We start from the raw sequence: 26,003 nt of genomic DNA, 5'->3' as shown, positions 1-26,003 counted from the left end.
GATGCCTGGCTTCATCACTACAATCATCACCGAGCCCATACCGGGATCGGGGGCCTCTCACCTATCGAACGCGTTCACAACGTCCGTAAGAGTTACAGCTAGCCGGCTAGAGCCAGTCCAGGGACTGTCCGTGCGGCCCCGTCAGGCCCACGGCTTTCCCATTATGGTGCAGCGCGAACAACGCCGGATCGGGCGTGCCGGGGACTTCCTCCAAACCCGGCACAACCCCTTGTCCCTCGTTGGAAATCCAGTGCACAGGACGCTCGGGGATACCAATGCGGGCGGTGAGGGTGTCCCGGAACGTTTCCCTCTCCGCCGGCGGCAGATAGGCGAGTACCGCGGTGTGGAACACCACGACGGCGGCGTCAGACGGGGCGGCGTCAATCAGTCCGGGGGTCAGGTCGTTCAGGTCCCCCGGGAACACCGGTGCGGGGGAGCGGGCCGCCGCCCCGGCTGCGGCATGCAGCCGGTCCCGGCGGTCTTCCATGCCGGGCCAGATCAGGGCCTGAAGCCAGGCCAGGTCCCCGGGGTCGGAGGGATCCAGCGGATTCAGGTCCACCCCGGCACGGTGGATGATCTCCGGACAGGCCTGCGGCAGCGGGGGATTGCCGGTGGTCCGGCAGTCCATCACCAGGTCGCTCCGGCCGGGATTGTTGATGACGGTACCGCCGTTGTACCGGTAGCCGTACCGGTCCGGATACAGGCACAGCCCGGCGGACGCTCCGGCTTCGATTAGTGCGAGCGGGCGTTCCTCGGCGGCGGCGATGTGTGCCAGAAGCGGGAGCAGGACGGCGCACCGGCGCGGTTCGTTGGTCTGGGTGCTGCGGTGCAGGACAACGTCCCTGATGCCGTCCCAGTCCCGCAGGAGGAAAGCCCGGAACCGGGCGTATGCTCCCGCTTCGGCCCCGCGGCTGCGGGCGGCGGCCGGAACAAGGTTGGGCTGGCGCTTGTTGTCAGGCAGCCCGTCGAGCAGTTCCAGCACTGCAGGATCCCGGCTGATTTCCGCCGCCCACTGCTCATATACGGCGGAGGAGCCTCGTGCCTCACGCCGGGCGAAGTCCGCATACCGCTTCGCCGTGGAAGCCATGTCAGGCCCCGTCTGCACCGACGGACGGCGGTTCGGCGGGCGAGAGGGTCTCAATCAGGTAGTCCACGCCCATCCGGTACCCGCTGATCCCGGCGCCGCAGATAACCACGCGGGCCACAGCGGAGACGAACGAATGGTGCCGGAACTCCTCGCGCCGGTGGATGTTGCTCAGGTGCACCTCCACCACGGGCAGCTCCACCCCGGACAGGGCATCGGCGATGGCGACCGATGTGTGGCTGTACCCCGCCGGGTTGATGACGATGCCGTCCGCCGTGCCGCGGGCGGCGTGGATGGCGTCGATCAGGTCGCCTTCGTGGTTGGACTGCACGCAGTCCACTGTCCAGCCGTGGGCGGAGGCGGCGGCCAGTGCCGCCGCCTCGACGTCCTCCAGCGAGTCGCTGCCGTAGATGGCCGGCTCACGGGTGCCCAGCAGGTTCAGGTTGGGTCCGTTGATGATGAGGAGGTTGCGGGTCTGTGCTGTAGTCATGGCTTAACTATGCCGGAGCGGATACCTGTGAAGACGGCAGATCGGCCGTGTTACGCGGTGTCATCCGCCGCGAAACGAGGGCGCCGGCAATGGTGACCAGGGACATCAGGGCCAGTACGACGCCGGGATGCCACCACGCTCCGCCGGTTTCCTGCCCGAACCACGCCGTGATGGAGGGGGTGAACCCGGAGAGGATGCCGGCAAAGCTGTAGGCCAGGGACATGGCGGTGAATCCGGTGCGGGCAGGGAACAGATCGGCCATCAGCCCGCCCAGGGCAGCCCACGCCGCCGTCGGGGCAATGCCGCCGATCAGGATGGTGAGGATGTACACCGGTTCGGTGGCTTTGCTGATGATGAAGTACAGCGGGAAGGAAATCAGCAAGGTGGCAACCGCCCCGGCCAGCACCATCCGCGCCGAACCGATCCGGTTGGCAAGGAAGCCGAAGGCCGGGATGGTGGCGAGTTGCAGGACCGAGCCCACCAAAGCCGCGTTCAGGACCGTGGATTGGGACAGTCCAAGCACCGTGATCCCGTAGGACTGGGTGTAGGTGGTCATCAGGAAGTAGGAGCCGATGCCGAGCAGGGCGGCGGAGGCGGCTACCAGTACGGCCAGCCACTGGGTGCGCAGCACTTCCAGGACAGGAACGCGGGTTACCTGGTGTGCCTTGGCGACGCCCTTGAAAACGGGGGTCTCGTCAATGGCCAGGCGCATGTACAGGGCAATGCCCATAAACGGGAATGCCAGCAGGAACGGGATGCGCCAAACGCCCGCCTCCATGGCTTCGTCGGAGACCTGGGCCAGCAGCAGGAAAATGCCGGTGACCATGATGGTGCCTACCGGGGACCCGATCTGCGGGATGGCGGCATACAGCGCACGCTTCCTGGGTGCTGCATGCTCGGTGGCAATCAGGATGGATCCGCCCCATTCACCGCCCACGGCCAGGCCCTGCAGCAGGCGGAGCAGGACCAGCAGCAGCGGGGCCCACACGCCGATGGTGTTGTAGTCCGGGAGCAGGCCGACCGCCCCGGTGGCTACACCCATCAGGACGATGGTGCCGATGAGGGAGGATTTACGGCCCACCCGGTCACCGATATGGCCGAACAGAATTGCCCCCAGCGGACGGGCCACGAAACCCATGCCCAGTGTCAGGAAGGACAGCAGTGTGCCGGTGAGCGGATCCACGTCGGGGAAGAAAATGCGGTTCAGTATCAGTGCTGCGGCAGTGCCGAAAACATAGAAGTCATAGGACTCCAGTGCGGTGCCCAGGAAGGATGCCCCGGCTACCTTGCGGGCCATCTTGGCTGACGAGGGTGATGCCGGTGTGGCCGGCGTGAGTGAAGTAGACACGGAAAGGAATTGTCCTATCCGCCGCCCCTTTCACCAAGCTCCTGAGTCCAAGGTCACATATGCGCCGTCATGCCGGACGGACGCTGCCTGCTACTCCCCGGGGATCGGGGCGTCCGTGGTAGGAACCTTCGGTGCGCTGGCAAGGATCAGGGCGCGGCCTGCAGCCACCAATGCCGGGCCCACGGCCGCTGCGTCCTGCACGTAACCGTGCACCATGGCGCCGTCGCGGAGCATCAGCAGCTGATCTGCCAGCTGCTCCGGGTTTTTGACCTCCAGCTGTGCGAGGCGGCCGGCAACCAGGCCGTGCAGCCAGCGGCGATGCTCGGAAACCACGCCACGGACCGGATGCTCGGGATCCGGATATTCGGCGGCGGCATTGATAAAGGGGCATCCGCGGAAATCCGGGGTGCAGGCTTCTGTGCCCATGGCTTCTGCAAGCTGGCGCAGGCCGGTGCAGGGATCCGGATCCAGCTCCTCGGCACGCCGGCGCATGCCCGCGGACTGCTCCTGCAGGTAGGCGACGACGAGATCATCCTTGGAACGGAAATGGCGGTAGAAGGTGACCTTGGTGGTCCCGGCAGCGGCAATGATTTTGTCCGCGCTGACGGCACGTACACCCTCGGTGTAGAAAAGGCTGGAGGCCCTGCGGAGAATGCGTTCGCGCACCTCCGACGGTTTGGCTGGCATTTCCCGTTCCCCCTGCTTCCGCTGCTGTTCCCACCTGTCGCGTCCCGCCTGTTGCGGTAGACGTACTAGTTAGTCTACCTTGAGGGGAACCGAGTTTTCCAACGAAGGAGTTCCCATGAGCGCTTTGTACACCGCAGCTGCCACCGCCACCGGAGACGGACGCAACGGCGAAGCCCGCACCAGCGACGGCAAGCTTGAGGTCAACCTTTCCACTCCTACCGAAATGGGCGGCTCCGGCGAGGGCACCAACCCCGAGCAGCTTTTCGCCACCGGTTATGCGGCCTGCTTCCTCTCGGCCCTGAAGATGGTTGCCCGGATGGAGAAGGCAGCCATCGCCGACGCCGCGGTGACCGCGGATGTCAGCATCTACAAGCAGGACGAGGGCGGCTTCAAGCTCGGCGTGGCCCTGCATGTGGAGATGTCCGGCGTGGATGAGGCAACGGCGGACAAGCTGGTCCAGGCCGCCCACCAGGTCTGCCCTTACTCCAACGCCACCCGCGGCAACATCGAGGTGGACCTGGACGTCACCGTCGGCTGATCTCCGGAAACCCTCACATACGCCACAGGCGCACTCCCCGGTCCGGGGGAGGGCGCCTGTGCTGTTTTCCGGGCGGTGCTACTTGCGCAGCGATTCCGCGATCTGCTGCATCACCGTGTTGTCGGCCAGGGTGCTCGAGTCCCCGGCTTCGCGTCCTTCCGCCACGTCCTTGAGGAGGCGGCGCATGATCTTTCCGCTGCGGGTCTTGGGCAGTTCGGGAACCACCAGGATGTGCCGCGGCTTGGCGATGGGACCGATCTCCTTGCCCACGTGGTTGCGCAGGGTGGTGACAATATCGTCGTCGTCCTTGGCGCTGCCGCGCAGGATCACGAACGCGACAACGGCCTCGCCGGTGGTGTCGTCCGCAGCGCCGACGACGGCGGCCTCGGCCACCGAGGGGTGGCTCACCAGAGCGGACTCGATCTCCGTGGTGGAGAGGCGGTGCCCGGACACGTTCATCACGTCATCTACGCGTCCCAGCAGCCAGATGTCACCGTCCTCATCCTTCTTGGCGCCGTCGCCGGCGAAGTACATGTTGTCGAACCGGGACCAGTAGGTCTCCTTGAACCGCTCCGGGTCTCCCCAGATGCCGCGCAGCATGGACGGCCAGGGTTCCTTGACCACCAGGAAGCCGCCGGAGCCGTTCGGAACCGGCTCGCCCATTTCGTCGACCACGTCCACCGAGATGCCCGGCACAGCCACCTGTGCGGACCCGGGCTTGGTGGCCGTGACGCCCGGCATGGGGGCGATCATGTGCGCACCGGTTTCGGTCTGCCACCAGGTATCCACTATGGGTGCGGGGTTTTCCTTCTTCCCGCCGTTCGCGCCGATGACGTTCCGGTACCACATCCAGGCCTCCGGGTTGATGGGTTCGCCCACCGTTCCCAGCACCCGGATGGAATCCAGGTTGAACTTCTGTGGAATGTCCCGGCCCCACTTCATGCAGGTGCGGATGGCCGTGGGTGCGGTGTACAGGATGGAGACCTTGTATTTTTCCACCAGCTCCCACCAGCGGCCCTGGTGCGGGGTGTCCGGCGTCCCCTCGTACATGAGCTGGGTGGCTCCGTTGATGAGCGGTGCGTAGGCAACGTAGCTGTGGCCGGTGACCCAGCCAATGTCGGCGGTGCACCAGTACACGTCCGTCTCCGGCTGCAGGTCAAAGGTGTTCCGGTGGGTGAACGCCGTCTGGGTCAGGAAACCGCCGGTGGTGTGCAGGATGCCCTTGGGCTTGCCGGTGGTGCCGGAGGTGTAGAGGATGAACAGCGGATGTTCCGAGTCGTGTCCGACGGCGGTGTGTTCGGTGTCCGCGGTGTCCACGACGTCGTGCCACCAGCGGTCCAGTCCCTCGGTCCACTCCACGGGCTCCCCGTTGCGCCGGACTACCAGCACGTTGTCCACCGTGTGGCCGGGCTCGGCGAGGGCGGCATCAACAGCGGGTTTGAGGGCGCTGGGCTTGCCGCGGCGGTAGGAGCCGTCGGCGGTGACCACAAGCTTAGCCTCCGCGTCATCGATCCGGCTGCGCAGGGCGTCAGCGGAGAAGCCGCCGAACACCACCGAATGGACTGCGCCTATCCGGGCGCAGGCCAGCATGGTGATCACGGCTTCGGGAATCATCGGCAGGTAGACCGCGACCCGGTCGCCCTTGGCCACACCGAGCGATTCGAAGGCGTTGGCTGCCTTCTTCACCTCTTCGGTGAGCGCCGCGTAGGTGTAGGTGCGGGTATCGCCGGGTTCGCCCTCGAAGTAGATGGCCACCCGGTCCCCGCGGCCCTCTTCCACATGGCGGTCCAGGGCGTTGTAGGCGGCGTTGAGTTTCCCGCCCACGAACCACTTGGCAAACGGGGCATCGGACCAGTCCAGGGCCTGGTCGAAATCCCGGTCCCAGGTGAGAATGCTGCGGGCCTGCCCGGCCCAGAACTCCGGGCCGTCCGCCGCGTCCGCGTAGAGGGACGGCTGCGCTACCGCAGCGGCTGCGAACTCGGCACTGGGCGGGAAACTCCGGCTTTCGTGCAGCAGGTTCTCGAAGGCGTCTCCGTGCTTCTTTGCAGGGGACTGATCAGACATAGTTGAACCCTTTCACTTCGCGTCAATCCATCACATGGCGATGGTGCATGGCTGGCAACCACACTAACGCCGGTTTTCCGCCATTGTGGCAGCCGTCACACAAAGAGTTACAAAACGGCCTGATTATGCGGTGAGCGGTATGTCACTGCCACGGGGCGCGCCGTCGCCCGGCTAGTCTGCCTCGCCGTCGTTGATTTAGGCTGTCTGAAGGAAGTAACCGCTTTTGTGCCGTATATGCGCACCTCCCGTTATCCGCAGGCCCGCTGGGTCCGGCGCGGAGGTCGTGAATGGAGATCAGTATGAATAACCCACCTGTTGAGAACGAGGCCAGCAGTACCGCCGGCTCTTCGGAAACCGGCGGCCATCCCTCCGCATCGGCACCCGGATCCGTGGCACAGCCGCAGGACGGGACCGCGGGCCACAGTGCACGCGAAGCCCTCGCCGGACCGTTCGGCCTCCGCGACATTGTGGTGGGCGCCTCCGCGCTCGTGATGCTCGTTGGCAGCGTGCTGCCGTTCATTACCGTTTTCAACCTGGGCATGGTGCGGGACCTGAACCTCTGGAACGGGTTCTCGCTGTTCTTCGTGGGTATCGGCATCCTGCTGCCGCTGCTGGTGGCCGGCCTGTTCGCCGCGCGCCGGCTGGCTCCGGGGACGAAGTTGCGCGTGGGATCCCTTTCCCTCGACCAGTTCGCCTCGGTCTCGGCAGTCCTGGCGCTCGCCTTCTTCTTCATTCAGACGGTAACGGACTTCTCGGTCGGGCCGATGATTGCCCTCATCGGGTCCCTGGGCCTGGTGGTTGCAACCACGCTGGCCCCGCACCTTCCGTTCTTCGCCGGCGAATTCAAGGAACGTCCCGAGGTTCCAGCCGTTCCGGCGGCACGCGAAACGCTGCCGCTGCGCCAGCGCCCGCCCCGGCCCAAGACCGAATCCGCTAATGCCTCGTCCGCGGCGCCGCGCCGCTTCGAGAACCCCATGCGCCGTCTCAGCGGACCGCGCCCTGCGGTACCGGCAACCGACCGTGGCGCTGATGCTTCGGCCGCCGCAGCCTCCGCCGGCGGGGCGGCTGGCTCCGCCGCGGGGACCGCCGTCGTCGGTACCGCAGGCGCCACGAAGGCGCAGGGCAGCCAGCCGCAGCCTACCCAGCCGGGCACTGTCGCGGCGCCGGGCACGTCCCAGCCCGTGGCCGGTCCGGCCACCCAGGCCCAGGACGTCCAGGCACCCGCTGCGTCTTCCGGCGGAGGCAATGCGGAGCCCCTGGCGGCGACAACCGTCAATCCGGTGGTGAGCAGGTCCGAGACCGCGGTCCCGGCAGCCGACGAAAGCGATGCCGAACCCATCACCGCCACCCGGGACGAGTCCGAGGCCGTCGTGGAGGCCTTCTGGTTCGCTGTCGGAACACCGCGGCAGATTGTCGATGAGCGGACCGGGCTGCCGCTGTTTATGTTCCACCCCGGAGACTGGGAACTGGGACTGGAAGACCGCGGTGACGAATTCCTGGTCCAGGACAAGCGCACCGGCCGCATCGGCGTGCTGCGGGACCTCAGCAACATCGAGCGCGTAGACACCGACCAGTAGCAACTGGCGCATGCCGGCACCCGTCATCAGCAACCAACGCGCTGCCAGCAGCGCACGATCGAACGCAGAAGGACAGCAGCATTGGCTAAGGCAACCGGTAATGATCCGTCCCTCCTCGCGCTGAAGCGAAGGGCCCGGCGGATCAACCGGATGCTGGGTGAGGTCTACCCGTATGCCGTGGCGGAACTGGACTTCGGGAACGCGTTTGAACTGCTCGTCGCTACGGTGCTGTCGGCACAGACCACGGACATCCGGGTGAATGCCGTGACGCCGATCCTGTTCGCCCGGTACCCGGATGCCCGGGCACTCTCCGAGGCAGACGACGAGACGCTCCAGGAGATCATCCGGCCCACCGGATTCTTCCGGGCGAAGGCCGCGAGCATCAAGGCGCTGTCCGCCCGGCTGGTGGATGAGTACGACGGCGAGGTGCCGAACCGGCTGGAAGATCTGGTGACCCTGCCAGGCGTCGGCCGGAAAACCGCCAATGTGGTGCTGGGCAACGCCTTTGGCGTCCCGGGGATTACGGTGGACACCCACTTCGGACGTCTGGCACGCCGGTTTGGCTGGACCACATCCAAAGACCCGGTCAAGGTGGAGGAGGATGTGGCGGCGCTGTTCGAACCCAAGGACTGGACGCCGCTGTCCAACCGGATCGTCTTCCACGGACGCCGCGTCTGCCACGCCAAAAAACCAGCCTGCGGTGCCTGCGCCGTCGCCCAGCTGTGCCCCTCCTACGGGGAGGGCGAAACCGACCCCGAGAAGGCACGGAAGCTGCTTAAGTACGAGCTGGCACCGGGCCGCGAAGAACTGCATGCCCGGATGATGGCAGCCGAAACCCGTGCCCAGCTGCGTGCCGCCGGATACGGACTGGAAGCATGAGCGCCGTCACGGATCTGGAAGCACTGGCCGCAGCTGTCGCCGCGGGCACAACGTCCTTCAACGCCAACATCAACCTGCTGCGCCGCAGCGTGGACCCTGCCACCGCGCGTCCGGCCGCCGTCCTGATCCTCTTCGGCGTGCTGGATGACCGGCCGGCGGACTTTTCCGCCGACGCAGTGCCGGCCGACGTCGACGTGCTGCTGATCGAGCGCGCCGCCACCCTGAACGATCACCCCGGCCAGGTGGCGTTCCCCGGCGGCTCCGTGGACGCCGAGGACGCCAGCGTGGTTGACGCCGCCCTCCGTGAGGCACGCGAGGAAACCGGCCTGGACCCGGCCGGCGTCAGGGTCCTCGGTTCCCTGCCCCAAATCGGACTGCCGTTCAGCAACTTCCTGGTGACCCCGGTGCTGGGCTGGTGGGACAAACCCACCCCCGTGGACGTGGTGGACTACGGCGAATCGGCAGCGGTTTTCCGGGTTCCCGTGGCGGACCTGATCAATCCCGAAAACCGCCGGACCGCGGTCCTCCCGGGCCAGGGCCGTTCGATGGGCACCCCGGCCTTCCTGGTCAATGATGTCCTCGTCTGGGGCTTTACCGGCATCATCCTCTCCAGCGTTCTGGATGAGCTTGGCTGGGCGCAGCCCTGGGATGAGGCCCGGGAGATTATCCCGGCCCTGTAGCTTTCCTCCGGTTCCGGCCCTGAGCCCCCGGCTGGGCGGGGCAAAGACTGGGCCCCGGCAGCGCTATTCTTTATATGCCCGAAAAATCGGGCGTCAGAAACGACCCATCCCGTCCAGGGAATGCCGTCCGGCTAGCAGGGGGAATCTATGGCCGTGGCGGCCACTACGCGCGCGCGGCACCGAGCCGCACCGGTACCCGCGGCGGGCACCCGGTTCCGCACCGATATCCAGGCCATGCGGGCCCTTGCCGTGGGCCTGGTGGTACTGAACCACCTCTGGCCCCTGCGGCTCCCCGGCGGCTATGTCGGCGTCGACGTGTTCTTCGTGATCTCCGGGTTCCTGATTTCGTCCCACCTGGTACGCGAGATCGAGGCCACCGGCAGGGTGCGGCTGTCTGCGTTCTACGCCCGGAGGGCCCGGCGGCTCTTCCCTGCCGCGTTCCTGGTGCTGGCAGCGTCCATGGTGCTGGCGCTGCTGGTGCTGCCGTACCCGCGCTGGGCCGCGACTGCACAGGAAGTGCTGGCCAGCGTTTTTTATGCCGAGAACTGGCTGCTCGCAGCCAAGAGTGTGGACTATTCCGCCATGACCGAGTCGGCCTCGGCAGTGCAGCACTATTGGTCGCTTTCGGTGGAGGAACAGTTCTATCTCCTCTGGCCGCTGACGCTGATCCTCTTCGCGGCTCTGGCCCGACGGTACGGGATCCCGGTGCGGCGGCTGCTGACGGCAGTGGTGCCGGCGGTCGCTCTGCTGTTCCTGGCCTACAGCATCTATGTCACGGGAAGCTCTCCCGAACAGGCCTATTTCGTCACCCCGGCACGGGTCTGGGAATTTGCCGTCGGTGCAGCGGTAGGGCTGGCCGCCGTGGAGCTGAAATCACTCGTGCTGCGGAACGTCCTGGCCATTGGCGGCTTTGGCCTGATCATCTTCAGCGCCCTCACCTTTGATGCCTCGACACCTTTCCCCGGTTCGGCCGCCCTGGTTCCGGTGATCGGCTCCGCGCTCGTGATCCTGGCCGGTACCGGTGTCCGCCGGCTGGGTCATGAGGTTCTCACGGGACTGGCCCCGGTGCAGTTCCTGGGCAAAATCTCCTACTCGCTGTATCTCTGGCACTGGCCGCTGATTGTTGCTGCCCCGTATGTCCTGCGCACCGTGCCGACTGCCCCTTACAAACTGGCCATCCTCGCCGTCGCCGTCGTGCTGGCCTGGGCCACTAAACGGTGGGTCGAAGATACCTGGATCAAACCGGGGTCCGGGCGGATGCGCCGGCACGTGGGGCGTCACACTGCAAGAATCCCGGGTTTCCGGGCCCCGGTCGCCGGTATGGCGGCGGTGGCTGCCTTGGCGGTGATACTGGGATCGGCTGGAGTCGTGAAGGAGAACCAGTCAGCGGAACTGGCTGCCGCGGGCGCCGAAGGCCCGTGCTATGGCCCGGCGGCGGTCGGCAACCGCGACTGCGGAGACCCTTTTGCCATCCCGGTTGCCCAGCCGCATATGGATCAGCACAACGCCTACGCCATAACGCCGGAGGAATGCGTTCTGGCGGGGGAAGGTGAGCTCGCGCTATACAACGCCCCGGTGATCTGCGATTACTCAGGCGGCAACCCGCAGGCGGAAACCGTGTGGCTGGTCGGTGATTCACATGGCCAGCACTGGCAGCAGGCCATCCTGAAGCTGGGGCAGGAACGGGGATGGCAGGTCAAGCTCAGCTTCCTTGGCGGCTGCCCCCTGCTGGATGCACCCGTCCGCTCGTTTTACGGGGCTGAAGTTGGGGCAACCGCGGTCGAAAACTGTGCACGGTGGAACCGGCTCGTTGCCGAAGCCATTGAGGCAGACACACCGGAACGGGTGTTCGTCAGCTCGTTTGTCGCCGAAGAGACCATCGATGACGGCACAGGCGCACCCCAGGAGGTTCAATACGCGAATGCACTGAGCCGAACCTGGCAACGCTGGGTGGATGCAGGAATTACCGTGGTGCCCCTAGCCGATCTGCCCTTAAACGGTTCGGTGCGGGATGAAGAATGCCTTGCCTTCAACGCATCCACCCCCGCCGACTGTGCGGTGGATCGCGAACTCGCACTGGGTCCGGATCCCTTTGTCGAGGCAGCCAAGGGATTCACCGAAGACGAGGTGAAACCGGTGGATATGACCGAGTTCTTCTGTGACCTGCACAAGTGTTACTCCGCTGTGGGCGGAGTGGCGGTGTATTACGACGCCAACCACATGAACGGAGTGTATGCCCGGCAGTTGGCCCCGTACCTGGGTGCCCGGCTGGACTGACCCCGATTATTTGGCGTCGGCGTAGGAATCCACGGAAGTGACCAGTACCGGAAACTCCAACGGAATGGGACCGAAGAGCAGCCTGGTGGCTGCGGCAGCGGCATCGGACACCAAGGCGCTGACCTCCTCCACCCGGCCCGCCGGCACGTGAAGCATCACTTCGTCATGCAGGAAAAAGACCAGCTGCCCCGCGGGAGAGCTGGAAGAGGCCAGGCGCAGTCGCCGCCGGATCTCCGCCAGCCAGCACAACGCCCACTCCGCGGCGCTGGCCTGGACCACGAAGTTGCGGGTGAACCGTCCCCGGGAGCGGGCCAGGGACTCCGCCCGGCGCTGTTCCTCGGCACTGGCGCTGCGCTGGGACTGCAGCCACCGGTCCGACGCCGGCGGACAGCTGCGGCCAAGATGGCTGCTGACCACCCGCCCGGCCTCCCCGGCACGGGCGCCGCGCTCCACCACGCCAATTGCCTGCGGATAGGCGCGGGTCAGCACCGGCATCAGGCGTCCGGATTCCCCGCTCGTGGCACCGTACATGGCACCCAGCATCGCCATCTTGGCCTTGGCCCGGTCGCCGTCGAAATTGAGGTCCGCGATGCCCTGATAGAGGTCCTTGCCGCGGGCGGCCGCTGCCAGCGCTGAATCCTGTCCCAGGGCAGCAAGCACCCGGGGTTCCAACTGGGCGGCGTCGGCCACGACAAACCGGTATCCGGGATCGGGACGGACAGCATCGCGAACGGTTTTGGGGATCTGGAGGGCACCGCCGCCGCGGGAGGCCCACCGGCCCGACACCACACCGCCCACCACGTACTCGGTGCGGAAACGGCCGCCTTCCACCCAGGCATCCAGCCAGGTCCATCCATTGGCGGTGAGCAGCCTGGAAAGTTTCTTGTATTCCAGCAGGGGTCCGATGGCCGGATGGTTGTGCTGCTGCAGTTCCCAGGAGCGGGTGCTGCGCACCTCGATACCTGCCCGGTGCAGTGCCCGCAGAAGCTCCTGCGGGGAATCCGGGTTGAATCCGGGGTTGCCCAGAAGTCGGCGCAGCTCATCTGCCAGCTGCTCAAGTTTCTCCGGGCGCCGTCCTTCCGGCGGGCGCGGCCCCAGTGCTTCGGTGAGCATGGCCTCGTGCAGGTCACGCCGCCAGGGGATGCCGGCATGCTCCATTTCCACCGCGATCATGCCGCCGGTGGACTCAGCGACCGTCAGCAGGTTCAGTTTCGCCGGGGCCTCGGACCGGGCTACGGCATCCAGCTGGTCGGCCAGCTCTGCCGTGAGCTCGGCAATGCTGCTCCGGCGCGGACCCGCCGGCACGCCGGCCGGGGCATCCAAGGTATCGAAAATGGATGTCTGATCCGGGGATGTGCTGAGCGGCGGCAGCTGCCGGGGTGCCAGATCCGGCTCGACATCAGGTGCCTCGGCCCGGAGTTTTTCAATGTACGGACTCGGCGGAGCGGACTCGGCGAAGCGGAGGATGCCGCGGACCAGGTCCAGGTCATGGCAGCGCTCGACGGTGATCCCGGTGGCCAGCAGCGGGGCATAGGTGCTGCGGGCCGATTCCCACACCCAGCGGACGGGGCGCTGTTCGTAGTGCCGGACGGCGTCGGACAGGTCCCGTGCCGGCACCGTGACCACCGGTGCGGACGGGGACCCGGCGTCGTCCGTTTCCTGCAACGTCCAGGGATCGTCCGGCAGCCGGGCCGACGCCGGACCGGGAGCGAGGACGATATACATGCCTCTATTCTTACCCGGAACGCGGCAGCGCCGGTTACCGGGGAGAGTGGGAGGGCGGTGCTCCGGCGGGCCTGCAATAGGGGAGACTGGTAACTCACCAACTCTCAGGCGGAAACCACGTGATCACTCTTACGCAGGACAATGACGGCTTCATCCGGATGGAGCGGCACTTTCCCCTGTCTGCGTCCATCCGGATCCGTTTCAACGACGGAAGCACCGGCCTGTTCACAGGTGCCCGGGTGAACCGGGCGTACGACGACGCCGTGGCAGTGTTCCGTGCGAAGAACCACCTGGATGCCAAGGGCTTCTCACGGACGCCCAAGCTACCCCGGAACTCCAAGATCAATGCAGTGCCGGTTTCCCCGGACATGGGTGCTTAGGAGTCCCGGGACCCCGGGACCACCGGGACGGACCTGTGGCCCACTGGGGGGGGCATCCGGGACCTGTGGCCCACTGAGGCATCCGGGACCCCGTGGTTGCCGGGCTAAACGGGCTCAGCCGGGAGGAAACGGGCTCAGCGGGACGGAGCCGCCGAAGCGTCGGCGCCCAGATGCCCGCGGACATGCCGCAGCAGATCGGGCACCACTGCCGGATGGAAGTAATGCCCCATGCCCGGGATCGTCAGTGCGCGTGCACCCGGGATGGCCGCGGCGGTTGCGGCACCCCCGCTTGGATGCACAATCGGGTCCTTGTCGCCGTGGATTACCAGCGTAGGAGCCGTGATCCCGGCGAGATCGGCGGTGCGGTCCGCTGAGGCGTTGATCGCACCAAGCTGCCGCGCGCGGGCCGCTCCGCCGTCCGGGTAGGCGCCGCGGTCCCAGGCCTGGCCTGCCAACTCGGCTTCGGTAACCGGGTCCGCCGGATTGGCCTGCCCGGACAGGTGGCGCATCATTGACACCCGGGACCGGATGAACTCCTCCCGGGTGCGCGGCGGGCGGGCGGCGAACCGGCGTTTGGTGGAGAACGCCGCGGCTCCGACGTTCCTGGCACCGGTTGTGGAAATCAGCGAGGTCAGGGTCAGCACCCGGTCCGGATGGTGGGCGGCAACCGACTGGGCGATCATCCCGCCCAGCGACATTCCCACCACATGGGCCCGTTTCACCTGCAGATGGTCCAGCAGGCCGATGACGTCGTCGGCCATATCCTCGATCCGGTAGGCGCCGGGCATCGGCCGGGCCAGTGCCTGGTGCAGCACGGTGGGGGTGGCGGTGTCCATCCGGTCCGAACGCCCGGCGTCGCGGTTGTCCAGGCGGATGACGAGGTAGCCGGCGGCGGTAAGGCCCTCCACGAACGGAGCGGGCCACGCAGCCAGGTCCAGCCCCAGACCGGACAGCAGAACTACCGGCTGACCACCCTCGGGACCTTCCACGCGGTAGCAGAGGCGCAGCCCCGACTCCAGCGTGACAAAACGGTCGGTGCCGTCAGGCACGGTGCCGGCCACCGTGCCCTGCGGACCGGTGAACTGCAGGTACTTGTCCACCAACGCACCTTTTTGCAGGTCCCGGCGGTCCGCCAGGAAGTTCATCGTCATCAGCCAGGGAGCCGCCATGCCCTGCCGGGGGAGGTTCGCCAGGCTGCGCTGGACGTAGCCGGCACCGAAATCCAGCAGCGGCCTGGTGGGCATGCCCGGAGGCGCCACGGGTACCGCCGCCGTGTGGGCCTGCCGGTCCATCGCCGTGAGCAGGCGGGAGAACCACCTCGTCACCAGGCCGATCTTCAACGTCCACGAGGCGTTGGTATAACCGATGGCAAACGCCATATTCGGAATGCCGCTGAGCATCACTCCACGGTAGGCAACGTGGTCGGTCAGGTCCACCGGAGCCCCGTCCAGGCGAAGTTCCATGCCGCCGAATACCTGGACCGTGAATCCGGTGGCGGTCACGACGACGTCGGCTTCCACTTCCGCTCCGGAGGCCAGACGGAGTCCGTGTTCGGTGAATCCGGTGGTCTGTCCGGTGACCATGGTCGCTTTGCCGCTGCGCAGCGCGGCAAAGAAATCGCCGTCCGGAACGGCACACAGACGCTGGTCCCACGGCTGATACGGGGGATTCAGGTGCAGGTCCCGCTCGAAACCCTCCGGGACGGCACGGGACTGGATACCGCTGATCACCTTACGTGCCAGCTTCGGCCAGCGCCGGCAGAAGGACCAGATGGCCAGCTGGCGGCGGGCGCTGACCTCGGCCATGATCCGGCCGGTGCGTTCAGGGCCGACGATGCCGCGCAGCCGCCGGGCCACCGGGTCCGTCGCGGGGACGGGAAGGATATAAGTGGGGGTGCGCTGGACCATCGTGACCTGAGCATCCAGTTCCGCCAGCGCCGGAACCAGCGTGATGGCGGTGGCTCCGCTGCCGATGACGGCGATCCGCCTGCCGGCGACGTCGAGATCTGCGGGCCAGTGCTGCGGATGCACCACCTGGCCGGCGAACTGTTCCCTGCCCGGCAGCTCTGGGGCGTATCCCTGGTCATAGCGGTAATAGCCGGCGGCGTTGAAGATCCAGTTGGCTGTCAGGTGCAGGATCTCTCCGCTTCCCACGGGCTCGGCGGCGGCACCGTCCGGTCCGGCGTCCGGCGTGCTGGTGCGCTCAACGGTGACGGTCCAGCGCGCGTCCCTGCTGGACCAGTCGGCGGAAAGCACCTTGTGGTGGTAGCGGATCAGTGCGTCCACACCGTACTCTGCAGCAGTGCCTTTCAGGTACTCGAGGATGCTGGCGCCGTCGGCGATGGCCTTCTCCTCCCGCCAGGGCCGGAAGTCGTAGCCGAAGGTATACAGGTCTGAATCGGAACGGACTCCGGGGTAGCGGAAAAGATCCCAGGTGCCGCCGGGGCGGCCCCGGGTTTCCAGAAGAGCAACGGAACGGCCCGGATGATCTTCACGCAGCCGGCAGGCCACCCCAATGCCGCTGAGCCCGGCGCCGATGATCAGCACGTCCAGATGTTCCACGCCCGAATCCATGACTCCCCGTTTCCTCTGCGGGCACGCCTTTATGCCCGGTTACCGCGACCCTATCGGACTCCTCCCACATTCCGGTCCCATGATGCCGGATCGGTTCAACGTTTCACCCGGCTGTTCCAGTTGCTTTTCCATGCCGCCAGGCATTCATGCTGGCGGGCTAGGCCGGGCAGTGCCCGGCTCTTTCCCTCCACACCGCGTCGCCGGCACCGGGTTTTCCGCATTCCCTCCCCGGCCGTGGGCCGCCGCGGATGTGGCCTGACACGGTGGGCCGATGAACCTAAAACATCATGCTGCGGATACGGAGCTGTCGGGAGGCCGTCCTGCGGGCGCTGAACCCGTTTCCGGTTTGTCCGTTGGAAGGCAGGGCCGGCGAACGGTGCAGGGCGACGGCGGCCGGGCAGCAGCGGTCACGGTCCTGGTATCCGCCGACCAGGCGGTTCAGGACGAAGTGGCTCGGGTGGGCGCAGCGGCGGGCGTGGACATCTCGCTGGCGGCGAATGTCGGCGCCGCCATGGCGATGCGGCCTGAGGTGCTGCTGCTGGACAGCGGCGGGCTCCGTCTCCTGACCGGCCGCCCGGGCGGCAGGGTTCATGGCATGGCCGGAAGCGGCGTGAAGCCGCCTGACATCATAGTCGTTGGGCTGGCCGGGGACGCTGATGTCTGGGAGATCGCCGCCTACAGCTCCGCGGCGCGGGTTGCCGTCCTTCCCGCTGCCGCGGGCTGGCTTGCCGGCTATCTTGGCCGCCGCCGCAGCCGTTCGGGAGGGACGGTGCTTGGTGTGCTGGGCAGCGGTGGTTCCGGCACGTCCACCACCGCCTGTTGGCTGGCTGCCGGCGCCGTGGAATCGGGTGCAACGGTCATGCTGCTGGAAGCAGACCCCCGGGGCGCAGGGCTCGAGTGGGCCCTGGATGCTGCTGACCTCCACGGCATTCGCTGGCCGGATCTGGAAGGAATCAGCGGCAGCCTGAACCCCGTGCAGTTGGCCGCCGGCCTGCCGGCCCTGGGCGGTTTCTCACTGCTTGCACGCGGACCCGGATTGCTTTCCGCGGGCGACGCGGTGACCGGGACTGTCCTTGATGCGGCGCGCAGCGGATTCAGCCTGACCATAGTGGACCTCGGGTGCAACGCCGGGACCGAGACGCTGCTGCACCTCTGTGATGAGCTGCTCCTGGTGGTGCCCGGCCGGGTCAGCGGCCTCCTTAGCGCCCGGTCCCTGCTGCCGGGGCTTGGCAGCACAAAACCGTACGCGGTGGTGCGGGGGCCGCTCGGGGATGGATTGGACGAGCTTTTAGTGGCCAATACCCTGGGGCTTCCGTTGGCAGGGTACCTTCCCTTCCTGCGCGGCGCGGACCGTGCGGACAGGTCCGGAAGGGTGCTGTCCGACGCCGGCCGTCCGCGGGTTCGGCGGGCCGCGCAGCGGATCCTGGCACAAGTGCTGCCGGAACCGGCCGGGGCGGTGACATGAGCGCGGGAAGAAGCGGTGGTCCGCCTCGCCGCCGGGCGGAGCAGGTTCCGGGGCCCGACCCCCTCCTGGCCCGGGTCCGGGACCGAATGCTGGCCCACCCAGAGCCGGTGACGGGGGCACGGCTGGCCGCCGCGGTGCAGTCCAGCGGACACCTGCTCGGGTCCGAAGGAACCCTCCAAGCAGTGGACCGGATGCGGGCCGAGCTGCAAGGGCTTGGTCCCCTGCAGCCCCTGGCCCTGCTCCCGGGGGTGAGCGACATCCTCGTCAACGGCCCGGACCGGGTCTGGGTGGACAGCGGCCACGGGCTGGAACTGACCGGCATCCGGTTTGCCGGGGACGCGGAAGTACAGGCACTGGCTACCCGCCTGATCGCCGCCGGGGGCAGGCGCCTGGATGACTCCTGCCCCTGTGTCGATGTTCAGCTGCCCGGATATCGCGTGCATGCCGTGCTGCGTCCCGTGTCCGCCGGCTCCACGCTCCTGTCCATCCGGATTCACCGGACCAGGACCTTCACCCTTGCCGAGCTGACCCGGACTGGAACACTGGATGCTGAGTGCGAACGGGTGCTCCGGGCAATCATCAGGCACCGCCTCAACTTTATGATCAGCGGTGCAACGGGCACCGGTAAAACCACGCTCCTCTCCACCCTGCTGTCGCTGAGCGGACCGCAAGAACGGCTGGTGCTGGTGGAGGACGCCGCGGAACTGGAACCGGACCACCCCCACGTAGTGGGCCTGCAGACCCGGCATGGAAACGTGGAAGGCACCGGAGTGCTGGATCAAACCGAGCTGGTCCGGCAGGCTCTGCGGATGCGCCCTGACCGGCTGGTGGTGGGGGAGTGCCGGGGAACTGAAGTCCGTGAACTGCTGGCGGCCCTGAATACCGGGCACGACGGAGCGGGCGGAACCATCCACGCCAACTCGGCATCAGGTGTCCCGGCAAGGCTTGCAGCGCTGGGAGCGCTCGCGGGAATGAGTGCGGAAGCAGTGGCATTGCAGGCCGCGGCAGCACTGGATGTTGTAATCCATCTGCACCGGGCCGGCGGCGTCCGGGTCATCTCCGAAATTGCCGTCCTGGTGCTTTCCTCCAAGGGTCAGCTGACTGCTGTGCCTGCCCTCCTGCGCAAGGGAACGAACTACCGCCGGGACAACGGCTGGCCGGAACTCGAACGCCGGCTTGAGCTGCGCGGAACGGTGGAAGCCGTCGACGGACCGGCATCGGAGGGACCTCGCGTGACGGCATGGCAGGCCTGACCGTCGCAATGCTGCTCGCCGCGGCGGCAGTACTGATGCTCGGTAGGGGAACGGCCCTGCGTGCCGGCCAGAGGGCAAGCTCAAAGGGGCCCTTCGCGGCTCTGTCCCTGCGGCCCAAGGAGAGGTTGGATGCCGATGCGCCGGCCCTGCTGGTCCGCGAACTGGCGGGGCTGCTGGCGGCCGGCCGTCCGGCTTACCGGATATGGGCCGACGCAGCGACGCTCTATTCCGCCGGGCCGCCGTCGAACGCGTCCAGCCATCCGTTTGCCGGTGTGCTGCGGGCGGCGGCAGCGTCGGCTGCCTTGGGGCTCAGTCCCGTTCCAGTGCTGGCGGCCGCGGGCCGAACGGGTGGCGGTGCGCCCGATCCCTCGTTGCAGGAGCTCTGGGCGGGCCTGTCCGTCTGTGTCCGGGTGTCCGAACGCAGCGGTGCCCCGTTGTCCCGGGTACTCACCCGCTATGCGGGCCAGTTGGAAGCCGCCCGCGACGCAGCATCGGATCGCGTGACAGCATTGGCGGGACCGCGGGCGACCATGCGCCTGCTGTCATGGCTGCCAGGCGGTGGAATTCTCCTCGGGTACCTGCTGGGCGGCAATCCGCTGCACATCCTGACAGCGACGCCGCTGGGCTGGGCTGCCGGCGCGGCCGGAGGCGGGTTCTGGCTGGCAGGCCGCGTCTGGTCAGGGCGGTTGGTCAAGGAGGCAGAGACGCCGTCCGGGGAGGCGCCGGAATGACGGGATTATTGGTGTTCGGGTTGCTCTCCGCTGCTGCCCTGGTACTGGGCGGAGCCGGTAGGAATCCTCCGTGGCGGGATTCCCGTCCGCGGAGCGAACCGCAGGAAGAGGGAACAGTCGGAGATCCGGCACTGATGCTGGATCTGGTTGCCGCAATGCTTGAGGCGGGGCAGCCGCTGGCTTCCGCGCTGGGGATACTCCGTGAGGGGGTGGATCCGGCTACCGCCCGTGGTCTCGAGCGGCTGCTGCGGGCATTGGAACTGGGGATGCCCTGGGACGCTGCCTGGCAATTATCCACCGATGCCGGTCCCGGAGGTGCCTCATCTCGTCGCCGCTCGCGGCGGCTCCGTCAGCCCCGCCCGTATCCTCAGTCCCAGGATTCGCCGGGCGACGAGACACCGGACGGTCCACCGGCGTCGGACGTGGCTGGTCCTGGCGTGCCTGCTGCGGCATTCGGGGCGCTGGGCCCGGCACTGCGGTTCACCGCTCTGACCGGTGCCCCATCGGCTGCGGTGCTGCATTCCCAGGCAGATGCACTCCGCCGGCGCCGGCAGACCGCAGCAAGGCGCCGGGCTGCCGCCCTCGGGGTCCGTCTGGTGGTGCCGCTGGGGCTGTGCTCCCTTCCGGCATTTGTGGCGCTGACCGTCATTCCGCTGTTGATGTCCCTGTCGCCGGGATGGTTCTGAGCAGCCCGTGCCGTGCTTGCACCTGGTCCTCCCTCCACAGGCTCCTGGCCGGCCGGTCCTGTCCCCGGCAGGTGTTCTCGCCGGACCTGCTGCGGGCACGCCGGGACAGGATCATGTTCCGGTCCGATTCTGTAGGAGGAAGTCCATGCACGTTGATACCAAGCTGCACGTAGATACCAAGCTCGACAAGAAGCGCCCCGACTCACGCCGTTCCGAAAACCACCGTTCCGGCGGCTCCTGCCCGAACCCGGAATCGGACGGTACCCACGGCCTGCACGCTCTGACTGCACCTGCCCGCGTGACCCGTCTGCCCCTGCAGGAGCCCTGCCCCGCATTCGACAGGGAAGCAGGCATGGCGACCGCCGAATACGCCATTGCTACTTTGGCCGCCGTTGCGTTTGCGGGATTGCTGGCAGTTATCCTCGGCGGCGACGAAGTCCGCGGCATGTTGCTCTCGCTGATTCGTTCCGCCCTGACCTTGGGATAGGGCGCCAGGGTGGACAGGCAGCGAGCACGGGGTCGCCGAACCGGCCGAGAGCGCGGGGAAAGCCGGGAGAGGGGTGCGGTGACGGCCGAGTTTGCTACGGCGTTACCGGCCATCGCTTTGGTGCTGGTGTTCGGGCTGACCGGTATTTCCGCAGGGGTTACCCAGCTCCGGTTGGAAGAAGCGGCTCGCGCCGCGGCCCGGGAGGTTATGCGGGCCGACAACACGGCGGCGGAGGCCGCTGTACGTCGGCTGGCAGGCGGCTCGGCCCAGTTGGTCCTGACGCCGGAAGGAGACTGGACGGCGGTGGAGGTCCGCAGTTCCCTGTCGCTGCCGGTCCTGAGCTTATTGCCGCTGGAACTGACCGCGAACGCCGTGGCTTTCCCGGGGGACGGAGGTTATCCCGTTGGCACGCCGGCCCGGTGACGTCCCCGCTGAGGCAGGGAAAGGGGAACCTGAGCATGAGGCGTATGCCGGGCCGGACAAGGACGTAAACGAGAGGGGAGCAGGAACAATAGCGGCGATGGGGATCTGCCTGGTGCTGCTGGGTTTCTCCATGGTCGCCCTTGTCCTGGTCCAAGCCTCCGTCGCTGCCGTGCGTGCCGCCACCGCCGCCGATCTGGCAGCGCTCGCAGGTGCGGACGCACTGCGCGGATTGGGGCCGGCCGGTGGCGCGCCGCTCCCGGCACCGAACCTGCTCACGGGAACGCCGCTGCTCGGGATTCCGCCCGGCGGGGATCGGTATACGGACACTGACGCCCTGCCCGGTTCCCGGAACGGCGCTATAGGTGGCGATGCGTGCGGTGTGGCCCGTCAGATAGCCCAGCGGAACGGCGGTGTGGTCAGCGCCTGTGCCGCTGATGCCTCCACCGGCATTCTCAGTATTGAAACGGAGGTGCCCATCCCCGCCCTGCCGGTGCCGGCCACCGGCAAGGCACGGGCCGGCCCGCCCGGTTGAGCCAGGTCCGGGACAGCCTGGCTGCGCGGCCCCGTACCTATCTGGTCAGCACCAGGGCATCCGGCGCGTCCGACGCATGCTCCAGCAGAACGTTGAGCAGCGTGACGGCGCCCTTCTTGTCCAGCGGATTGTTCTTGTTGCCGCATTTGGGGGACTGGACGCAGGAAGGACAGCCGCCGTCGCATTCGCAGGCACGGATGGCGTCCCGGGTCGCGGCCAGCCAGGTCCGGGCGGCCTCGTAGCCTCGCTCGGCGAAACCGGCCCCGCCGGGGTGCCCGTCGTACACAAAAATGGTCGGCTTCTCGGTGTCGGCATGCAGGGCCGTGGATACCCCGCCGATGTCCCAGCGGTCGCTGGTGGCCACCAGGGGCAGCATGCCGATGGAAGCGTGTTCGGCCGCGTGCAGGGAACCGGGGAAATCCGCCGGGGCCAGTCCGGCCGAGACGAGGAACTTCTCGTCGATGACAAACCAGACGGCCTTGGTGAACAGTTCCTTGGCCTCCAGCTCCAGTGGCTCTTCCCCGAGGATTTCGTTGGAGATGAGAGCCTTGCGCTGGTAGGAAACCACCTGGGTGGTGACTTTCACCGTGCCGAAACAGGCCTGGATCCCGTTCCACTCCTCGGTGCGCTCGGTTTCCAGGACCGCCACCTGGGTGATGTCCCTGGCCTGCGTGTAGAACTCCGGGTTGGTGCGGGTCACCATGGCGCAGTGGTCGGCTTCGTTGAGCTCATCCACCAGGTAGGTGGTGCCCTGATGGACGTAGATGGCCCCGGTGTGGGCCTGGTACTGGGCCTGAGGGGAGTCCATGGTGCCCAGCAGGGTGCCCGTTTCGGATTCCACAATGTTGATCGGCCCGCCGCCTGCGGCCCGCAGGTTGACCATGGATGCGGCGCTTTCCGGATGCGTCCAGAACCAGCCGGACGGCCGTTTACGGAGGTAGCCCTGAGCGACCAGCTGGTCCAGCAGCCCGGCCGCAGTGGGGCCGAACAGCTCACGTTCGTCGGGGGTCACCGGCAGCTCAGCGGCGGCGGCACACAGATGCGGACCCAGGACATAGGGATTGGACGGGTCAAATACCGTCGCTTCCACGGAAATGTCGAAGATCGCCTCGGGATGGTGCACGAGGTAGGTGTCCAGCGGGTCGTCACTGGCCACAAACGCCGCCAGCGCATCCTGGCCGGACCGCCCCGCCCGTCCGATCTGCTGGAACAGGGATGCCCGGGTTCCGGGCCAGCCGGCCACCAGCACCGCGTCCAGCCCGGAGATATCAATGCCCAGTTCCAGTGCGGAGGTGCTCGCAATGCCCAGCAGCTCACCGCTGCGCAGCCGGCGCTCCAACTCGCGCCGTTCCTCCGGCAGGTAACCCGACCGGTAGGCGGCCACCCGGCCGGGCAGCGAAGGATGAACCTCGTCCAGCAGCCGGCGGGTAATGGTGGAAATGGTTTCGGCACCGCGGCGGGACTTAATGAAGGCGATGGTGCGCACCTGGGCCGCCACCAGATTCGCCAGCAGGTCCGAGGTCTCGGCCACCACGGTGCGCCGGGACCGGGCTCCGTTCTCGCCCTTGAGATCGGTCAGTTGCGGTTCCCACAGGGCCACGGTGGTGGAACCGTGCGGCGACCTGTCCTCGGTCACGGCCGTCACGGGGGCGCCGATCAGCCGGCTGAAGGACTGTTCCGGATCCGCGGAGGTGGCGGAAGCGCCGATGAACACCGGGTCAGACCCGTAGTACCGGCAGATCCGGCGCAGCCGGCGCATGAGGTTGGCGACGTTCGAGCCGAACACCCCGCGGTAGCTGTGCGCCTCGTCGATGATGACGTACTTCAGCCGGCGGAAGAAGCGGGCCCACCAGGTGTGGTTGGGCAGCACGCCGAAGTGCAGCATGTCCGGGTTGGCCAGCACCAGATTGGCGTGGTCCCGGATCCAGCGCCGCGCCCCGGTGTCCGTGTCGCCGTCGTACGTTTCGGCCCGGACCGTGGGCAGCTTCAGCGACTTGACGGCCGCCAGCTGATCCGCGGCCAGCGCCTTGGTGGGGGCGAGATAAAGCGCCACGGCGCCGCTGGGCTCCAGCGTCGCCCGGTCATCCAGGGACGTCCGGTGGATGGCGTCCAGTACCGGCAGCTGGTAGGCGAGCGACTTTCCGGATGCGGTGCCGGTGGCGATGATCGTGTGCCTGCCGCTGTGCGCGGCTTCGGCTGCCTCCATCTGGTGCGCCCAGGGCTCCTGGATGCCCAGGTTCCGGTAGGCGGCAACGACGTCGGGGTGCGCCCACTGGGGCCACGGCGCCGTCACGGCGCGGCGGGCAGGGATCTGATGGACGTGCATCAGCTGCTCCGGCTCGGCGCCGCCGCCCAGCAGCGGGATCAGGGAATCATGTAGGGCCACGTGCCCATTCTCCCACCGGCAAAACGGCCACAGGCCATGTTCACTGCGGGGGGAAACCCTGCGGAAACGCTCCGGAAAAAGATCACATTCGCGGCTCGAACATCACCACGCTGGCCAGTGATTCCCACCCCAGGTATCGGTACAGCTCCTGGCCGTCCACCGAGGCGATGAGCAGCCCGGCGTCCGCGTCGTCCTCCAAGGCCACCGCGGTCAGGGCACGCATCACGTAACTGCCAAGGCCACGCCGGCGGAAGGCAGGCTCCGTGACAATCCGGTCAAAGACGGCGTAGCCGTTGACCACCGCCACGCTGCCCTGGGCAATCGGCCGGCCCTCGGAGAGAACGGTCACAGACCCGATGCTGTCCGTGTGGGTGGTCTCGGTGGAGAACTCGTCCCACGGCTGGATGGGGGCCTCCACATCCTGGCCGGACATGTCGGCAACCATCAACACCTCGTCGGTGGAACGGATCTGGAGCCCGTAGACAGTGGCGGCGCCGTAAATCTCGTCGGCACGCGTGGTCACAATGGTGAACAGCCGGGTCGGGCTGTGCCGGGCGGAGGAGGCCAGGGCAGCGAACTCGTCGTGCGAGGGTTCGAGGGCGAAATACTCCCAGTCATTCGTCCGGTCATGCAGCAGGGCTGCCGGGAAACGTCCCTCACGCCGCGTCCGGTAGCCACGTGCCTGTGCCCAGCCGGAGACCCAGGTCTCCAGCAGATCATCGTCCAGCGCTGTCATAGATGAACCCTAGCGGTGCCTCCCGGGGTAAAGGTATGGATGCCCGGTGAAATGCACGTCTCCGCGCCGGTCTACCCTAGACATGTGGCACTGAACCGAATTGCACTGTATTACGCTTTCACCCCCCTCTCCGATCCCGACGCCGTCCGGCTCTGGCAGCGCACCCTGTGCGAGAAGCTGGGCCTGCGCGGGCGGATCCTGATCTCCCGGGACGGCATCAACGGGACCGTGGGCGGCACCCTGGACGCGGTGAAGGCCTACGTGAAGGCGACGCGGGAATACCCCGCCTTCAAGAAGATGGATGTGAAGTACTCCGAAGGCTCCGCCGAGGACTTCCCCCGCCTCAGCGTGAAGGTCCGCGAGGAAATCGTGAGCTTCGGTGCGCCCGGGGAATTGAAGGTGGACGAAAACGGCGTGGTGGGCGGCGGCACCCACCTGCGGCCGGAGGAACTCCACGAACTCGTTGAGCAGAAGGAGAAGGCGGGGGAGGAAGTGGTCTTCTTCGACGGCCGCAACGCCTTCGAAGCGCAGATCGGCAAGTTCAAGGGCGCGGTGGTTCCGGACGTGTCCACCACTCATGACTTCATCAGCGAGCTGGAATCCGGGAAGTATGACGATCTCAAGGACAAGCCGGTGGTCACCTACTGCACCGGCGGCATCCGCTGCGAGGTGCTGTCCAGCCTGATGGTGAACCGCGGGTTCAAAGAGGTTTACCAGATGAAGGGCGGCATTGTCCGGTACGGGGAAACCTACGGCGACAAGGGCCTGTGGGAGGGCTCCCTGTACGTCTTCGACAAGCGGATGCACACCGAGTTCACCGACGACGCCGTGACCATCGGCCGCTGCGTGCGCTGCGAGGCGCCTACCAGCAAGTTCGAAAACTGCTCCAATCCGTCCTGCCGCAAGCTCACGCTTTACTGCGCCGCCTGCGCCTCCGATCCGTCCACCCTGCGCTGCCCGGACGGCTGCGAGGACTAGCCGCCGCACTTACTTAGCCGCCGC

Annotated in this window: 23 protein-coding genes; 14 read left to right on the top strand and 9 right to left on the bottom strand. The window is 67.2% G+C overall.

Annotated elements, in window-relative coordinates:
• Positions 1 to 106: 106 nt before the first annotated feature.
• From AC5RTS_RS16070 to AC5RTS_RS16055, 4 genes are all read right to left on the bottom strand, one after another.
• Positions 107 to 1,087, bottom strand: a complete 981-nt coding sequence (locus AC5RTS_RS16070; protein WP_493993015.1) for a DUF2332 domain-containing protein — start codon at positions 1,085 to 1,087, stop codon at positions 107 to 109.
• 1 nt (position 1,088) lies between these two features.
• The gene (gene aroQ, locus AC5RTS_RS16065; RefSeq protein ID WP_493993014.1) at positions 1,089 to 1,574 is read right to left on the bottom strand and encodes a type II 3-dehydroquinate dehydratase; all 486 of its coding nucleotides are present in this window, start codon (positions 1,572 to 1,574) and stop codon (positions 1,089 to 1,091) included.
• A 7-nt stretch (positions 1,575 to 1,581) separates the two neighbouring features.
• Positions 1,582 to 2,922 carry an MFS transporter gene (locus AC5RTS_RS16060; RefSeq protein WP_493993013.1) on the bottom strand — a complete coding sequence of 447 codons (1,341 nt, stop codon included), beginning with the start codon at positions 2,920 to 2,922 and terminating at the stop codon, positions 1,582 to 1,584.
• Between the two features lie 90 nt (positions 2,923 to 3,012).
• Positions 3,013 to 3,609, bottom strand: a complete 597-nt coding sequence (locus tag AC5RTS_RS16055; RefSeq protein WP_493993012.1) for a TetR/AcrR family transcriptional regulator — start codon at positions 3,607 to 3,609, stop codon at positions 3,013 to 3,015.
• Between the two features lie 115 nt (positions 3,610 to 3,724).
• Here AC5RTS_RS16055 and AC5RTS_RS16050 point away from each other — a divergent pair, with 115 nt between their 5' ends.
• Positions 3,725 to 4,147 (top strand): organic hydroperoxide resistance protein, encoded by a 423-nt coding sequence (locus AC5RTS_RS16050; protein WP_493993011.1) that lies wholly within the window; start codon positions 3,725 to 3,727, stop codon positions 4,145 to 4,147.
• Positions 4,148 to 4,225: 78 nt separating this feature from the next.
• Here AC5RTS_RS16050 and acs read toward each other — a convergent pair whose 3' ends face one another.
• The gene (gene acs / locus AC5RTS_RS16045) at positions 4,226 to 6,211 is read right to left on the bottom strand and encodes an acetate--CoA ligase (protein WP_493993010.1); all 1,986 of its coding nucleotides are present in this window, start codon (positions 6,209 to 6,211) and stop codon (positions 4,226 to 4,228) included.
• 299 nt (positions 6,212 to 6,510) lie between these two features.
• Between acs and AC5RTS_RS16040 the strand changes: the two genes are divergently transcribed.
• From AC5RTS_RS16040 to AC5RTS_RS16025, 4 genes are all read left to right on the top strand, one after another.
• A complete protein-coding gene (locus AC5RTS_RS16040; protein ID WP_493993009.1) occupies positions 6,511 to 7,788 on the top strand; it encodes a hypothetical protein in 1,278 nt (425 codons plus the stop codon).
• A gap of 81 nt (positions 7,789 to 7,869) precedes the next feature.
• A complete protein-coding gene (gene nth, locus AC5RTS_RS16035; RefSeq protein ID WP_493993008.1) occupies positions 7,870 to 8,667 on the top strand; it encodes an endonuclease III in 798 nt (265 codons plus the stop codon).
• The gene (locus tag AC5RTS_RS16030) at positions 8,664 to 9,347 is read left to right on the top strand and encodes an NUDIX hydrolase (RefSeq protein WP_493993007.1); all 684 of its coding nucleotides are present in this window, start codon (positions 8,664 to 8,666) and stop codon (positions 9,345 to 9,347) included. Before nth ends, AC5RTS_RS16030 begins: the two co-directional genes overlap by 4 nt.
• Positions 9,348 to 9,500: 153 nt before the next feature.
• Positions 9,501 to 11,624, top strand: coding sequence for an acyltransferase family protein (locus AC5RTS_RS16025; RefSeq protein ID WP_493993006.1), 2,124 nt, complete (start codon positions 9,501 to 9,503; stop codon positions 11,622 to 11,624).
• 6 nt (positions 11,625 to 11,630) lie between these two features.
• Here AC5RTS_RS16025 and AC5RTS_RS16020 read toward each other — a convergent pair whose 3' ends face one another.
• A complete protein-coding gene (locus AC5RTS_RS16020) occupies positions 11,631 to 13,349 on the bottom strand; it encodes a bifunctional 3'-5' exonuclease/DNA polymerase (protein ID WP_493993005.1) in 1,719 nt (572 codons plus the stop codon).
• 119 nt (positions 13,350 to 13,468) lie between these two features.
• Between AC5RTS_RS16020 and AC5RTS_RS16015 the strand changes: the two genes are divergently transcribed.
• Positions 13,469 to 13,729, top strand: a complete 261-nt coding sequence (locus tag AC5RTS_RS16015) for a hypothetical protein (protein ID WP_493993004.1) — start codon at positions 13,469 to 13,471, stop codon at positions 13,727 to 13,729.
• 134 nt (positions 13,730 to 13,863) lie between these two features.
• Here AC5RTS_RS16015 and AC5RTS_RS16010 read toward each other — a convergent pair whose 3' ends face one another.
• Positions 13,864 to 16,302, bottom strand: a complete 2,439-nt coding sequence (locus AC5RTS_RS16010) for an alpha/beta fold hydrolase (protein WP_493993003.1) — start codon at positions 16,300 to 16,302, stop codon at positions 13,864 to 13,866.
• 376 nt (positions 16,303 to 16,678) lie between these two features.
• Here AC5RTS_RS16010 and ssd point away from each other — a divergent pair, with 376 nt between their 5' ends.
• The 7 genes from ssd to AC5RTS_RS15975 all read left to right on the top strand — a co-directional run bounded on the left by ssd (position 16,679) and on the right by AC5RTS_RS15975 (position 21,879).
• Positions 16,679 to 17,767 carry a septum site-determining protein Ssd gene (gene ssd / locus AC5RTS_RS16005; protein ID WP_493993002.1) on the top strand — a complete coding sequence of 363 codons (1,089 nt, stop codon included), beginning with the start codon at positions 16,679 to 16,681 and terminating at the stop codon, positions 17,765 to 17,767.
• Complete coding sequence (locus AC5RTS_RS16000; protein WP_493993001.1) at positions 17,764 to 19,020, top strand: TadA family conjugal transfer-associated ATPase; 1,257 nt, start codon at positions 17,764 to 17,766, stop codon at positions 19,018 to 19,020. Before ssd ends, AC5RTS_RS16000 begins: the two co-directional genes overlap by 4 nt.
• Positions 19,008 to 19,751, top strand: coding sequence for a hypothetical protein (locus AC5RTS_RS15995; protein ID WP_493993000.1), 744 nt, complete (start codon positions 19,008 to 19,010; stop codon positions 19,749 to 19,751). The genes AC5RTS_RS16000 and AC5RTS_RS15995 overlap by 13 nt, the downstream gene beginning before the upstream one ends.
• Positions 19,748 to 20,437 (top strand): hypothetical protein, encoded by a 690-nt coding sequence (locus tag AC5RTS_RS15990; protein WP_493992999.1) that lies wholly within the window; start codon positions 19,748 to 19,750, stop codon positions 20,435 to 20,437. The genes AC5RTS_RS15995 and AC5RTS_RS15990 overlap by 4 nt, the downstream gene beginning before the upstream one ends.
• A gap of 145 nt (positions 20,438 to 20,582) precedes the next feature.
• Positions 20,583 to 20,924 carry a DUF4244 domain-containing protein gene (locus tag AC5RTS_RS15985; RefSeq protein ID WP_493992998.1) on the top strand — a complete coding sequence of 114 codons (342 nt, stop codon included), beginning with the start codon at positions 20,583 to 20,585 and terminating at the stop codon, positions 20,922 to 20,924.
• Between the two features lie 78 nt (positions 20,925 to 21,002).
• Positions 21,003 to 21,347, top strand: a complete 345-nt coding sequence (locus AC5RTS_RS15980; RefSeq protein WP_493992997.1) for a TadE family type IV pilus minor pilin — start codon at positions 21,003 to 21,005, stop codon at positions 21,345 to 21,347.
• Positions 21,348 to 21,444: 97 nt separating this feature from the next.
• Positions 21,445 to 21,879, top strand: coding sequence for a hypothetical protein (locus tag AC5RTS_RS15975; RefSeq protein WP_493992996.1), 435 nt, complete (start codon positions 21,445 to 21,447; stop codon positions 21,877 to 21,879).
• 37 nt (positions 21,880 to 21,916) lie between these two features.
• Here the strand turns inward: AC5RTS_RS15975 and AC5RTS_RS15970 are convergent, their stop codons facing one another.
• Positions 21,917 to 24,265 (bottom strand): DEAD/DEAH box helicase, encoded by a 2,349-nt coding sequence (locus tag AC5RTS_RS15970; RefSeq protein ID WP_493992995.1) that lies wholly within the window; start codon positions 24,263 to 24,265, stop codon positions 21,917 to 21,919.
• 82 nt (positions 24,266 to 24,347) lie between these two features.
• Positions 24,348 to 25,001, bottom strand: coding sequence for a GNAT family N-acetyltransferase (locus AC5RTS_RS15965; protein WP_493992994.1), 654 nt, complete (start codon positions 24,999 to 25,001; stop codon positions 24,348 to 24,350).
• An 84-nt stretch (positions 25,002 to 25,085) separates the two neighbouring features.
• Here AC5RTS_RS15965 and trhO point away from each other — a divergent pair, with 84 nt between their 5' ends.
• Positions 25,086 to 25,979, top strand: coding sequence for an oxygen-dependent tRNA uridine(34) hydroxylase TrhO (gene trhO, locus AC5RTS_RS15960; protein WP_493992993.1), 894 nt, complete (start codon positions 25,086 to 25,088; stop codon positions 25,977 to 25,979).
• The last annotated feature ends 24 nt before the right edge of the window (positions 25,980 to 26,003 follow it).

It is taken from the genome of Arthrobacter sp. MDT1-49-2, from assembly GCF_059090185.1.
This window is presented reverse-complemented; position numbering and strand designations above follow the sequence as displayed.

Excerpts from the sequence above, each read along its gene's own strand:
- AC5RTS_RS16070 (WP_493993015.1), bottom strand. The coding sequence starts at position 1,087 with ATGGCTTCCACGGCGAAGCGGTATGCGGACTTCGCCCGGCGTGAGGCA.
- aroQ (WP_493993014.1), bottom strand. The coding sequence starts at position 1,574 with ATGACTACAGCACAGACCCGCAACCTCCTCATCATCAACGGACCCAAC.
- AC5RTS_RS16055 (WP_493993012.1), bottom strand. The coding sequence starts at position 3,609 with ATGCCAGCCAAACCGTCGGAGGTGCGCGAACGCATTCTCCGCAGGGCC.
- AC5RTS_RS16050 (WP_493993011.1), top strand. The coding sequence starts at position 3,725 with ATGAGCGCTTTGTACACCGCAGCTGCCACCGCCACCGGAGACGGACGC.
- acs (WP_493993010.1), bottom strand. The coding sequence starts at position 6,211 with ATGTCTGATCAGTCCCCTGCAAAGAAGCACGGAGACGCCTTCGAGAAC.
- AC5RTS_RS16040 (WP_493993009.1), top strand. The coding sequence starts at position 6,511 with ATGAATAACCCACCTGTTGAGAACGAGGCCAGCAGTACCGCCGGCTCT.
- AC5RTS_RS16030 (WP_493993007.1), top strand. The coding sequence starts at position 8,664 with ATGAGCGCCGTCACGGATCTGGAAGCACTGGCCGCAGCTGTCGCCGCG.
- AC5RTS_RS16020 (WP_493993005.1), bottom strand. The coding sequence starts at position 13,349 with ATGTATATCGTCCTCGCTCCCGGTCCGGCGTCGGCCCGGCTGCCGGAC.
- AC5RTS_RS16010 (WP_493993003.1), bottom strand. The coding sequence starts at position 16,302 with ATGGATTCGGGCGTGGAACATCTGGACGTGCTGATCATCGGCGCCGGG.
- AC5RTS_RS16000 (WP_493993001.1), top strand. The coding sequence starts at position 17,764 with ATGAGCGCGGGAAGAAGCGGTGGTCCGCCTCGCCGCCGGGCGGAGCAG.
- AC5RTS_RS15995 (WP_493993000.1), top strand. The coding sequence starts at position 19,008 with ATGGCAGGCCTGACCGTCGCAATGCTGCTCGCCGCGGCGGCAGTACTG.
- AC5RTS_RS15990 (WP_493992999.1), top strand. The coding sequence starts at position 19,748 with ATGACGGGATTATTGGTGTTCGGGTTGCTCTCCGCTGCTGCCCTGGTA.
- AC5RTS_RS15985 (WP_493992998.1), top strand. The coding sequence starts at position 20,583 with ATGCACGTTGATACCAAGCTGCACGTAGATACCAAGCTCGACAAGAAG.
- AC5RTS_RS15975 (WP_493992996.1), top strand. The coding sequence starts at position 21,445 with ATGGGGATCTGCCTGGTGCTGCTGGGTTTCTCCATGGTCGCCCTTGTC.
- AC5RTS_RS15965 (WP_493992994.1), bottom strand. The coding sequence starts at position 25,001 with ATGACAGCGCTGGACGATGATCTGCTGGAGACCTGGGTCTCCGGCTGG.